This is a genomic window from Stenotrophomonas sp. S41 (assembly GCF_016624625.1).
Classification (GTDB): Bacteria; Pseudomonadota; Gammaproteobacteria; order Xanthomonadales; family Xanthomonadaceae; genus Stenotrophomonas.
The window spans coordinates 105,728-118,237 of the sequence record NZ_JACVTV010000001.1; the positions used below are offsets into that span (position 1 = coordinate 105,728).

Consider the following 12,510-nt stretch of genomic DNA (forward strand, 5'->3'; position numbering starts at 1 on the left):
TTGCGTGTCCTAAGACCAGATTTGTCTCCGAGCTTGAGAATATGGCTCCGGCTTTCACGGTCGCCCCCATCATGCATCAGAACTTTTCAATCCTCTGGCGCTATCTGAAGGCGTTTACCGGGCTCAGCAACGGCGGCGACATCATTCTGATAGTAGGACCTTCCAACAACGGCAAGTCTCAGCTATTGGGGCTTCTCGCACGGCATCTTAGGGATACGCTCTACACACACGTAGAGCTAGGCCATATCCCCATCATTGGCGCAAGGGCAAATCCCTCGCAGGATTCCCGAATGACGCCGAAGCAGCTGATCCGTGCGCTTCTTGAAGATGGAGGCCACCCGCTGTTCGATCCTGCGCGCATAGAGCGAGCAGGCTTCTACCCCACGCCAAGGAGCCACAGTGAGGACGTGTTGCTTGGGAATTTGACAGAGCTCGTGTCCCGCCGCGGGGTTCGGTACGTCTTGATTGATGAAGGCCAGGCTATCACTCGCACCAAAGACCCAAAGTTCGCCGCAACACTGATGGAGTCTCTCAAGAATTTGGCAGGGCCTGACAGGAACCTTGTAGTGTGCGGAGGCTATGACCTACTTGAGCCTGCACTTTCTATACGTTCGCACTTGGCCATGCGAACAGTCGTGCTCCACTTGGCTCCGTATGACCTGACGACAGGTTTAGGCGAGTGGGAGCGAATTCTCAAGACGATGTCAAAGAGCCCCAAACTGTTCGGCTTGGGAAAGATCCTTATCGATTCGGCGAGCATGCTGATTGAGGAGTCGAACGGATGCGTTGGTGTTCTTGAACGCAGGCTCAAAGACTGTTTGTCCTGGTGTGCAGCTCACGGAATTCCGTTTGATAAGACGTCTCTCGCTGAGCGCCGTCCCACCAAGCTGCAGTGGGAGGTGCAGCGAAAAGACATCGCAGATGGGATGGATCGGCTTCAGCAGGTGGAATGGAAGGCAGATTCAGAGGGCGAGCTTACGTTGATTGGCGCTCCTGGCAAGATGCCACCCAAGTCCACGAAGGTGCCACCTAAGCCCAAGAAAGGGCGGCCATTCCAGCGCAATCCTGATCGCTACCCTAGCGCGCAATGACTACTTTTCTTCTGAAATTAGATCCGATCGGGCTCGGAACAGAGGAAGTAGAGTCTTTGACTTCGTTTCAGTCACGTTTAGCCGCGAGTAACGGCCTAACACCCCGTCAGCTGTCAGGGATTGTCAAACGGGTACGCGCGTACGATGAAGCTGCCGACCCCGCGCGTGACCGCCGTGTACCTCGACCGCCAACTGACGCACGCTCGGAGCTCGATCTTCTCGCGGAGCTAAGCGGTAGCCCTGACTTGACTCGCCTGACATTTCTTCCGCTATCGTCTGACGGATGTAGTCCTCGCAACACGTCACTAAGAACTGCACGAGCATGGTGCGAGCAGTGCTTTGTCGAGGACCGCAAACGTATGCGTCCCGCGTTCGACCGCTTGATATGGACATCGCGATTTATGATGCGATGCCCCTTTCACAAAGTTCTACTCAGGACGATCTGCCCACGGTGCACTCAACCTCACACTGTTTACTCGAAAGGTGACGGCTCCAATAGGGGACAACTGGATCAATGCATTCACTGCAAAGCTAGTCTGGTTGGCCCTGATCGACTGGTTCGCCCCGAGTTCAGGCCTTTTTTTGGCGAAGCTGAAGTTCAGGAGATAGTTGGTGCGATCTCGGCTGGCGATCTTACGCGAACCAATGCGAGTTGCCTGGCAGAGTTCTACGGGGCGTTGGATCACGAGGATTGGCCAGATGAAGGAGCTCACTCGGAGTTAGCACCAACCATTCCCCACTGGAACATTCCGACGATAGCCAACATTGTAGGTACTGCTTGTAAGTATCAGGTTTCCGCAGTCTCTCTGATCCGTACGCCCAGGTTGGCCGCGGAGCAGGCAAGTCGATTTGCCTTCGAATCACAGTTCGTGCCGGGCCGAGCGCGCATTAAAGCAGAGGGTCTATTGCTCCAGTCGATCCGGACAACGCTGGAGTCCGGGCTTCTTGCGCCTCCTGATCACCCTATACCTACGCTTGCCCAGGTCGGCGCGATGTTCTACATGAGAGATCTAGGTTTTTCGCAATTGTTTCCGGATCTCACAGATGAATATCTTAAGCGGACGCGCAGGCAGGCCGCTCGAATTTTGATGGATCAACCGGATTAACGAGATGGACCGCACGCCACTGAGCCCTGTCGCTCAGGGCGTTTTGACTAGCGCGCTCATAAGCGGTGAGCGTCATTTCATCGTTGCAGAGAAGATGTTCTGCCTTGGGCTTCCCTATAGAAGTGCTCGCTTGATCGCCCATGAGATCTTTGACTTCGGTATTGCTGTTGTGGACTGGGGTGTAAAGGGGTATCGAATAGAGCTAGACGAACCCCTGATTGCCTGGTCGTTGATTCAGGCGCTCTGCAGAAGCCCGGTGACTAGCGTGGTTCGGACACCACGATGCGACCCAGTTCCTGAGCACGTAAGGCTCTCTGGGGCCTCAGCTCTAGCGTTAGTCGCCGGGCTAGCTCCTCCAGCCACCCGGCGGCTGGCCGTCTTTCACGAAGACGCGGGGGACATCATTGCGTGTCAGCTTCAACCCGGCCAAGGCACTGTAGGAATTGATGAAATCGAGCTTTGGCGCGTGCCGCCTGCAGCTCTCGCTGGCCCCAGCTGCCATGTCGACCTCATCTCACTTTTTCTCGCATGCCGAGAGCAGAGCGAGCCGCACGTGGTCCTGCTCCTTCAGAAGGCAATATTGGACCTGTGGACCTCGCCCCGCTGTTGACGAGCTAAGACTGGGGCCCTACAGCCGAGGGCCTCATATCACGTCAATAGAATCAATGGCTTGGACTGTGAAGGTGCCGCCGGCGGGGCGGGCGACAAACTTTGTTGGAAATCAGCGTCAATCTTTAATGGTCTGCACAGGCTTAAACCTTCTCCCCGCCCCACGCATCCGATTTCCGACAACCCGTCTGGAATCCCCATGTTCCGCCCAACGCTGCCCGTCCTGCTCCTGCTCCTCGCCGCCCTGCCAGTGGCAGCCGCTTCGCCCGGCCCTGATGCCGCCAACGAGCAGGCACGCCGCCTGATCCGCCAGACCATGCAGGACGCGCGCATCCCCGGCCTGCAGGTGGCGGTGGTCAAGGACGGCCAGGTGGTGCTGTCCGAAGCCTTCGGCCTGGCCAACGTCGAGAACGGCGTCGCCGCGACGCGCAGCACGCGCTTTCCGCTGAACTCGGCCACCAAGGCCTTCACCGGCGTGGCGGCCGCGCAGCTGGCGCAGCAGGGCAAGCTGGATCTGGATGCGCCGCTGGCGCGCTATCTCGATGCGTTGCCGCCGGCCTGGCAGAGGGTTCGCGTGCGCCAGCTGCTGGCGCACACCTCGGGCCTGCCGGACATCCTCGATGAGCGCGGGCTGCTGGGCGGCGGTACCGAGGCGCAGGCCTGGCAGGCCGTGACCGCGCGGCCGATGGATGCCGCACCCGGCCAGCGCTTCGCCTACAACCAGACCAACTACCTGTTGCTGGCGCGGATCGCGCGGCAATCGGGCATGCCGTACGAGCGCTTCCTCGCCAGCAGCCAGTTCGGCAAGGTCGGCATGGACCGCACCACCTTTGGCGACAGCTACGATCTGGTGCCCGACGCGGCGACGATGTACAGCCTGGCACCGCGTGCAACCGAGGCCGCCGACACGCCGCCGCGCCTCTCGCACTGGTTCTACGACATGCCGCCCAGCCTGTGGGCCGGCGGTGGCATCCTGACCACCGCCGATGACACCGCCCGTTGGCTGGCCGCGCTGGCCGACGGCCGCCTGCTGGGCGCGCCTGCGCGCACGCGCATGTGGACCGCCGAGCCGCTCGCCGATGGCCGGGCCGGCCCCTGGGCCGCCGGGTGGCCGGTGCTGCAGGCGGCGCCGGACCGTCAGGTGGCCGGCATCGGTGGCACGCGCTCGGCCTTCATCGTCTACCCCGACCGCGGCGTGGCGGTGGTGGTGCTGACCAACCTGGTCGGCGCCAACCCGCAGCGGTTCATTCCGCGCATCGCCGATCTTCATGCGCCTGCTGCAACAGCGCCCTGAACATCTGCAAGCACGCGCGTCTCGTCGGCCGTCTCAGCCACATGCAACACCAGTGTGTGCGGCAGTTCCAGCGTAGGGTGCTGGGCAATGGCGCAGAACGCGAACACCTCCGCCAAGGTGTCGCGGTCATGCCAGGTGGTCATCACGAAGTCCGCGCCCTCGCCCTCCAGCGATCCCAGGTCCACCGCATCATCCCAACCGCTGCACTCGATGCCCCAGGCCATCATGTAGCGGCAACCGCTGCGCACCAACCAGCCACTCACCCGCGCCTGCCAGTCCGCCTCCACGGCTGCTTCGACAGCAACAATGGCGCGGTAAGGGGAGCAGGCCCGTTCGGGCGGTGTCGCGCCGGGCGGCAGCCACAGGTATTCAACGGTGCCGTCCATGCCCAACCCGTCCTCTGTTCGCATGCGCCGAGGATAGCTGCCGGCCAGCGGCCGGCACCACCGCCGCGTCAGCCGCGCGGGCCGCCCATCACCGGCAGGATCGCGCCGCTGATGTAGCTGGCGCACGCGGGCGAGGCCAGGAACACATAGGCCGGCGACAGCTCTTCCGGCTGCGCGGGGCGGCCCATGTCGCTGTCCTTGCCGAACTCGGCCACGTCCTCGGCCTGCTTGTCGGCCGGGTTCAGCGGCGTCCACACCGGCCCCGGCGCCACGCAGTTGACCCGGATGCCACGCGGCAGCAGCTGGCTGGCCAGCGCCTTGGTGAAGGCATGGATGGCGCCCTTGGTCGCCGAGTAATCGATCAGTGCCTTGCTGCCGAACAGGCCGGTTTCCGAGCCGGTGTTGATGATGCTGGCGCCCTCGCCCAGATGCGGCAGCACCGCCCGTGCCATCTGGATGTAGCCGCCGATATTGGTCTGCAGGGTCTCCTGCAGGTGCGCGTCTTCCAGGTCTTCCAGACGTTCGCAATGCAGCTGGAAGGCCGCGTTGTTGACCAGGATGTCGATGCCGCCGAAGGCCTTGGCCACCTGCTTCACCGCCTTGTTGCAGAAGCGCGGGTCACGCACGTCACCGGCAATCACCACGCAGCGCCCGCCTTCGCGTTCCACGTGTTGGCGGGTGACGTCCGCATCCTCCGCTTCATCCAGGTGCAGCACGGCGACATCGGCACCTTCGCGGGCGAACAGCACGGCCACCGCGCGGCCGATGCCGGAATCGCCACCGGTGATGATCGCGCGCATGCCCTGCAGCTTGCCGCTGCCCACGTAATCCGGTGCAAGGAAGCGCGGCGCGAGTTCGAGTGCGTGTTCGTGGCCGGGCTTGGGCAGGTGCTGGGCCGGCATCGTTTCGGGCTGCCGGCGTGCGCCGGCCTGGGTGGCGGTCTTCTTCGTCGCCTTCTTGGTGGCGCGCGCATCCTTGGCTTTCTCCTGGTCCTGCAGGCGCCGCTGGCGCGACGCGACGCGTGCGGCACGCGGGTCACTCGACGCGGCCTTGCGGGTGGCGGTCTTCACCACGCGGGGGCGGTCGGTTTCGGCGACGGTCTTTGCCGTGGTGCTGCCTTTGCGCACCTTGGGCGACGCCTTGCGGCGGGCGGGGGTCTTCTTGGTGGTGGCCATGCAGGTCTCCTCGGGAGGGAAAGGGGCTGCCGGCCAGCGGCCGGCACTACCGGGGGCGGCGTGCGGGGGCGGCGTGCGCCGCTCGTGCAGTGTCCCTACCCGCGTTGTCGGTGGCAGTGAGCGCACCGTGTCCATCGCGTGCACGGCATTCATTCCGCCACCACGCGTGTCGTCGCACTCTTCAGGCCACGACACGAGGAATGCCCAGATGAAACATGCGATTGCCACCGCCGCCGTCTGCTTCGCCCTTGCCGCCTGCAGCAGCAGTCCGGTTGCCCAGATCCAGCCGATCGATGGCGTGATTTCCGGTCAGTGTCACACCAACATGGTGCGCGGCGCGGTCGGCCTCGCCGCCTCGGACATGACCGTCGAGCGCGCGCGCGTGGACAGCGACAGCCTGCACGTGCAGGTCACCCGCGGCAGCCGCGAGCACAGCGGCAACACCGCCAGCGGCACGGCCGATCCGGCGGCGGGTGCGGCGCAGGAAGGCGGTGATCGCCTGACCATCGAAACCGGTCGCACCAACAACATCACCGCGATCTACTGCGGGTAAGAGCCGTCGAGCAAGCTCGACGCTACGGGGCCGTTGCCCCACGGCGCTTTGCCAGCCGCCGCGCCCGGCGCAGCACCTTCAGCGTGGCCTGCTCCCACTGCCGCGGGCCGCGCAGGCCCGCCAGCGAGGTCAACTCGCCACGCTCCCAGCCGGCAAACACGCACGGGTCGATGTAGGCCTTGCGGCAGACCGCCGGGGTATTGCCCAGCCGCGCGGCCACCTGGCACACCACCTCGCGCTGCGCCTTGGCCAGCGCACGCTGGCTGGACGGCTCCGGCAGCTCGGTGGCGGCGAAGGTCTGCACCGCCGCGAGGGTGCCGCCCCAGGTGCGGAAATCCTTGGCGGTGAAGTCCTCGCCCATCACCTCGCGCAGGTAATCATTGACCGCACCGGAGTCGACCGGCTGCACGACACCGTCGTCGTCGCGGTACTGGAACAGCGCCTGCCCCGGCAGCTGCTGCACGCCGCGCACCAGCGTGCCCAGCCGGCGGTCGCCCACGGTCACCTCGTGCAGCTGCCCGGATTTGCCACGGAAACGCATGCGCACGCGGCCGCCGCGCAGCAGGTCCAGGTGGCGGTTGCGCAGCGTGGTCAGGCCAAAGGATTTGTTTTCCTTGGCATAGGTTTCATTGCCCACCCGCACCAGGGTGTCGGCCAGCAGCGCGACCACCACCGCCAGCACCTTCTCGCGCGGGAAGCCGCGCGGCTTGAGATCGCGACTGAGCCGGCGGCGCAGGGCCGGCAACGCTTCGCCGAAGGCGATGGTGCGGTCGAACTTGCCCGAATCGCGCACTGCCGCCCAGTCGGCGTGGTAGCGGTACTGCTTGCGCCCGCGCGCATCGCGGCCGGTGGCCTGCAGGTGGCCGTTGGCGTGGGCGCAGATCCACACGGCGGTGTAGGCCGGCGGGATGGCCAGCGCGCGGATGCGCTGCAGGGTGGCGGCATCGCGTACGGCGTGGCCATCGGCATCGCGGTAGGCAAAGCCCTTGCCTGCGCGGCGCCGGCTGATGCCGGGCTGGGTGTCATCGACATAGCGCAGGCCCGCCGCGCGTGCGGCCTGTCGTTCGGGGGTGGGGGCAGGAGGCATGCCGCCAGTGTGGCGATCGGCGCGGCGTGGCCACGTCAATAACGCAAGACAAACACGTGAGGGGGGCTTCGCGGCTATGCTCGGGTCTTCACAGTCCCTTCCGTTCCGGAGTCATGATGCCGTTCCAGATTCGCGCCCGTTCGCTCTCCGCCCTGCTGCTGCCGGCCGTGCTGGCGTTGTCCGCCTGCCAGGCGCCAGCGCTGGATGAGCAGGATTCGGCCACCGCCCACGCCCAGCAGGCCGCCGAAGCCGCCAAGGCCCCGGCCGATGAAGCCGGCAAGGCCACCGAAGCACCGCCGGCCGGCAACTGCGATGCCAGCCAGGTGCAGAGCCTGGTCGGCCAGGCCTACACCGACGCGCTGGGCAAGCAGGCCCAGGAAGATGCCGCCGCCAGCCAGGTGCGCGTACTCAAGCCCAACGACGTGGCCACGATGGAGTTCCTGGGCGATCGCCTGAACATCGAAGTGGACGAAAAGGGCCTGGTCAGCGGCGCTCGCTGCGGCTGACGGAAAGCCAACGCCGGCAAGGGTTTGCCGGCGTTTTGGTTGCACGCGCAACCGTGTATTGCGGCGTTGCAACAACTGTGATCTAGTCGAGGCATCCGGTGGCCTCATGATGCGCTCCAGGGAATGAGCGGGCACGAGTGTCCCTGCTCATTTCATTTCGCATCGAGGTAGAGATGGCCCCCCGCAACCGCCAAGGGCTTTACGACCCGCGCTCCGAGCGCGATGCCTGTGGATTCGGCATGGTCGCGCAGCTTGACGACCAGCCCTCACGTCTACTGGTCGACACCGCCATCGCCGCGCTTTCGCGCATGACCCACCGTGGTGGCGTCGCCGCCGACGGGCTGACCGGCGATGGCTGCGGGCTGCTGCTGCGCCGCCCCGATGCCTTCCTGAAACTGCTGGCCAGCGAAGCGGGCATCACCGTGGGTGCGCGCTTCGCCGCCGGCCTGGTGTTCCTGCCGCATGATGCCGAGGCCGCGCAGGCCTGCCGCACGCAGCTGCAGGCACAGGTGGAAGCGGTCGGCTGCAAGGTGGCCGGCTGGCGCGAGGTGCCCACCGATGACAGCGTCTGCGGCCAGCTGGCCCGCGACACGCTGCCGCGCATCGAACAGGTGTTCGTCGACGCCGGTGTCGGCCAGGATGACGGCGGCTTCGCGCTGGCCCTGTTCCTGGCCCGCCGCCGCAGCGAACAGCAGCTGCGCGGGCATGCCGATTACTACGTCACCACCCTCAGCCCCAACGCGATCAGCTACAAGGGCATGGTGCTGCCGGACAAGCTGAGCCGCTTCTTCCCGGACCTGCAGCGCCGCGAACTGGCCTCCAGCGCCATCGTGTTCCACCAGCGCTTCTCCACCAACACGCTGCCGCGCTGGCCGCTGGCGCACCCGTTCCGCATGCTCGCCCACAACGGCGAGATCAACACCATCGAAGGCAACCGCCGCTGGGCGCAGGCGCGCAGCAAGGTGTGGAAGACCCCGCGCTTCGACATCGCCGAGTTCGATCCGGTCATCTCCATGCACGGCTCGGATTCGCAGAGCCTGGACAACATGCTGGAGCTGATGGTGTCCGGTGGCATGGAACTGATCCAGGCGCTGCGCATCCTGGTGCCGCCGGCGACCCAGTCGCTGGAGTTCAAGGATCCCGACCTGGCTGCGTTCTACGAGTTCCATGGCCTGAACAGCGAGCCGTGGGACGGCCCGGCCGGCATCGTCGCCTGCGACAGCCGCTATGCGGTGTGTACGCTGGACCGCAACGGCCTGCGCCCGGCGCGCTGGATGCTGACCGCCGACCGCCACTTCCTGGTCGCCTCCGAAGCGGGCGTGTGGGAAGTGCCGACCGAGCGCGTGGTGCGCAAGGGCAAGCTCGGCCCGGGCGAGATGATCGCCATCGACCTCAAGCGCGGCGACCTGCTCGATTCGGAAGCCATCGACCGCATCAACCGTGGCCGCGCGCCGTACAAGCAGTGGCTGCAGCAGGGCGTCACCTACCTGCAGACCGAGCTGATCGATCCGTCGCTGGTGGAAGAGCCCTTCGACGAAGGCACCCTGCGCAGCTACCACAAGCTGTACCAGCTGAGCAGCGAGGAAGTGGAGCAGGTGCTGCGGCCGCTGGCCGAGACCGAGCAGGAAGCCACCGGCTCGATGGGTGATGACACGCCGATGGCCGTGCTCAGCCAGCGCAGCCGCCCGCTGTACGACTATTTCCGCCAGGCCTTCGCGCAGGTCACCAACCCGCCGATCGATCCGCTGCGCGAAGACTGCGCGATGTCCCTGTCCACCCAGCTCGGCAAGGAGACCAACATCTTCCATGCCGGCCCGGAGACGGTGAACCACGTCATCCTCAACTCGCCGGTGCTGAGCCAGCGCAAGCTGCGCCAGCTGCTGAAGATGGACCAGTACGTGCAGGCCAACCGCCTGCTCGACCTGTCCTACAGCGAGGACGAAGGCCTGCGCGCCGGCATCGAGCGCATCTGCGCCGAGGCCGAACAGGCTGCCCGCGAGGGCATGGTGATGCTGCTGCTGTCCGACCGCTACCCGGTAGCCGGGCGGCCGATGGTGCACGCCCTGCTGGCGACCAGCGCCATCCACCACCACCTCTCGCACCTGGGCCTGCGCTGCGACGTCAACCTGATCGTCGAGACCGGCACCGCGCGCGACCCGCACCACATGGCCTGCCTGCTCGGCTTCGGCGCCACTGCGGTGTACCCGTACCTGGCCTACCAGACCCTGTTCGACCTGGGCCGCCGCGGCATCCTCAAGCTCAGCAAGGGCGGCGAGCAGTCGCAGATCGGCCGCCGCTACCGCAAGGGCGTGTACAAGGGCCTGTCGAAGATCATCTCGAAGATGGGCATCTGTACCGTGGCCAGCTACCGCGGTGCGCAGCTGTTCGAGATCATCGGCCTGGAACCGGAAGTGGTCGACCTGTGCTTCCCCGATACCGCCTCGCGCATCGGTGGTGCCGGCTTCGCCCGCCTGGATGCCGATGCACGCGAACTCTGCGCGCAGGCCTGGGATGCGCAGCAGGGCGTGGATGTCGGCGGCCTGCTGAAGTACGTGCACGGCGGCGAGTACCACATGTACAACCCGGACGTGGTGACCACCCTGCAGCGCGCGGCGCGCAGCGGTGACCCGCGTGCGTGGCATCAGTACTGCGATGCCGTGCATGCACGGCCGCCGTCGGCGCTGCGCGACCTGCTGGAACTGGTGCCGGCCGCTGCGCCGACGCCGTTGGACGAGGTGGCCCCGGCCAGTGAACTGTTCCCGCGCTTCGACACCGCGGCCATCAGCCTCGGCGCGCTGTCGCCGGAAGCGCATGAAGCGCTGGCCATCGCGATGAACCGCCTCGGCGGCCGCAGCAACTCCGGCGAAGGTGGCGAAGACCCGGCGCGCTACGGCACCGCGCGGCGCAGCAAGATCAAGCAGGTGGCCTCGGGCCGCTTCGGTGTCACCGCCGAATACCTGGTCAATGCCGAAGTGCTGCAGATCAAGGTCGCGCAGGGCGCCAAGCCCGGCGAAGGCGGCCAGCTGCCCGGCCACAAGGTCAACGAACTGATCGCCCGCCTGCGCTATGCCAAGCCGGGCATCGGCCTGATCTCGCCGCCGCCGCACCACGACATCTATTCCATCGAAGACCTGGCCCAGCTGATCTACGACCTCAAGCAGGTCAACCCGACCGCGCTGGTGTCGGTGAAGCTGGTCAGCCATGCCGGCGTGGGCACGATTGCCGCCGGCGTGGTCAAGGCCGGCGCGGACCTGATCACCATTTCCGGCCATGACGGCGGCACCGGCGCTTCGCCGGTCAGCTCCATCCGCTATGCCGGCGTGCCGTGGGAACTGGGCGTGGCCGAAGCGCACCAGGCGCTGCTGGCCAACGACCTGCGCGGGCGCACTCTGCTGCAGACCGACGGCGGCCTGAAGACCGGCCTGGACGTGGTCAAGGCCGCGTTGCTGGGTGCCGACAGCTTCGGCTTCGGCACCGCGCCGATGATCGTGCTGGGCTGCAAGTACCTGCGCATCTGCCACCTCAACAACTGCGCCACCGGCGTGGCCACCCAGGATGACCGCCTGCGCGAGAACCACTTCACCGGCCAGCCCGAGCGCGTGGAGAACTTCTTCCGCCTGCTGGCCGAGGAAGTGCGTGGCTGGCTGTCCTACCTGGGCGTCCGTTCGCTGGAGGAAATCGTCGGCCGCACCGATCTGCTGCGGCAGATCGAGGCCGCGCCGCGCGACGGCGTCCGCGTGGACCTGTCGCGCCTGCTGGCCGATGCCCGTTACGAAGGCAGCCACTGCGCCGCGCAGCGCCTGTACGAATCGCCGGACAGCCTGGCCACGCAGATGGACGGCCTGCTGGCACCGGCCATCGAACACAAGCAGGGTGGCGAGCACCGCTTCCTGATCCACAACACCGACCGCAGCATCGGCACCCGCCTGGCCGGTGCCGTGGCCCGCGCGCACGGCAACCAGGGCATGGCCGAAGCACCGCTGGAACTGCGCTTCCGCGGCAGTGCCGGGCAGAGCTTCGGCGCCTTCAACGTCGGTGGCCTGCACCTGGAAGTGGAAGGCGAAGCCAACGACTACGTCGGCAAGGGCATGGCCGGCGGCCGCCTGGTGGTGCGTCCACCGCGTGGCGCGCGCTTCGAGGCCCGCAGCACCGCCATCATCGGCAACACCTGCCTGTACGGCGCCACCGGTGGCGAGCTGTTTGCCGCCGGTCGCGCGGGCGAGCGCTTCGCGGTGCGCAATTCCGGCGCGCTGGCGGTGGTGGAAGGTGCCGGTGACCACTGCTGCGAGTACATGACCGACGGCGTGGTGCTGGTGCTGGGCAAGGTCGGCCTGAACTTCGGCGCCGGCTTCACCGGTGGCCTGGCCTACGTGCTGGACGTCGATCGCGATTTCGTCGACCGCTACAACCACGAGCTGATCGACATCCACCGCGTATCGGCCGAGGGCTTCGAGAACTACCGCCAGCACCTGCACCGCCTGATCGGCCGCCACCGCGAGCTGACCGGCAGTATCTGGGCGCAGCAGATCATGGACGAGTTCCGCGATTACATCGGCAAGTTCTGGCTGGTCAAACCCAAGGCCGCCAGCATCGAGTCGCTGACTGAAACCCTGCGACGCGCCGCGTAACGGTCGTGCCGGCCGCTGGCCGGCAACCCAGGATCACGTAGTGCCGGCCACTGGCCGGCTACCGCAAAAACCACA

Annotated in this window: 8 protein-coding genes; 5 read left to right on the forward strand and 3 right to left on the reverse strand. The window is 66.1% G+C overall.

Features of this window, described 5'->3' with window-relative positions; genetic code table 11:
• The first annotated feature begins 71 nt into the window (after positions 1–71).
• Both IAE56_RS00420 and IAE56_RS00430 read left to right on the forward strand, forming a co-directional pair.
• Positions 72–1,091, forward strand: a complete 1,020-nt coding sequence (locus IAE56_RS00420) for an ATP-binding protein (RefSeq protein ID WP_200751013.1) — start codon at positions 72–74, stop codon at positions 1,089–1,091.
• A 1,944-nt stretch (positions 1,092–3,035) separates the two neighbouring features.
• The gene (locus tag IAE56_RS00430) at positions 3,036–4,100 is read left to right on the forward strand and encodes a serine hydrolase domain-containing protein (RefSeq protein ID WP_200751038.1); all 1,065 of its coding nucleotides are present in this window, start codon (positions 3,036–3,038) and stop codon (positions 4,098–4,100) included.
• On the opposite strand, the gene IAE56_RS00435 is transcribed toward IAE56_RS00430, so the two are convergent.
• Together IAE56_RS00435 and IAE56_RS00440 are read right to left on the reverse strand one after the other, a co-directional pair.
• Entirely contained in the window at positions 4,073–4,486 is a 414-nt protein-coding gene (locus tag IAE56_RS00435; protein WP_200751015.1) for a hypothetical protein, read from the reverse strand. The genes IAE56_RS00430 and IAE56_RS00435 overlap by 28 nt on opposite strands.
• A gap of 68 nt (positions 4,487–4,554) precedes the next feature.
• On the reverse strand, positions 4,555–5,661 hold the full coding sequence (locus IAE56_RS00440; RefSeq protein WP_200751016.1) for an SDR family oxidoreductase: 1,107 nt from the start codon (positions 5,659–5,661) through the stop codon (positions 4,555–4,557).
• A gap of 208 nt (positions 5,662–5,869) precedes the next feature.
• On the opposite strand from IAE56_RS00440, the gene IAE56_RS00445 reads away from it, so the two are divergent.
• Positions 5,870–6,214, forward strand: coding sequence for a hypothetical protein (locus IAE56_RS00445; RefSeq protein WP_200751017.1), 345 nt, complete (start codon positions 5,870–5,872; stop codon positions 6,212–6,214).
• Between the two features lie 22 nt (positions 6,215–6,236).
• Here the strand turns inward: IAE56_RS00445 and IAE56_RS00450 are convergent, their stop codons facing one another.
• On the reverse strand, positions 6,237–7,301 hold the full coding sequence (locus tag IAE56_RS00450; RefSeq protein ID WP_200751018.1) for a DNA topoisomerase IB: 1,065 nt from the start codon (positions 7,299–7,301) through the stop codon (positions 6,237–6,239).
• Between the two features lie 116 nt (positions 7,302–7,417).
• Between IAE56_RS00450 and IAE56_RS00455 the strand changes: the two genes are divergently transcribed.
• Both IAE56_RS00455 and gltB read left to right on the forward strand, forming a co-directional pair.
• Complete coding sequence (locus IAE56_RS00455; protein ID WP_200751019.1) at positions 7,418–7,807, forward strand: I78 family peptidase inhibitor; 390 nt, start codon at positions 7,418–7,420, stop codon at positions 7,805–7,807.
• A 173-nt stretch (positions 7,808–7,980) separates the two neighbouring features.
• Positions 7,981–12,435 (forward strand): glutamate synthase large subunit, encoded by a 4,455-nt coding sequence (gene gltB, locus IAE56_RS00460; RefSeq protein WP_200751020.1) that lies wholly within the window; start codon positions 7,981–7,983, stop codon positions 12,433–12,435.
• Positions 12,436–12,510: the final 75 nt, after the last annotated feature.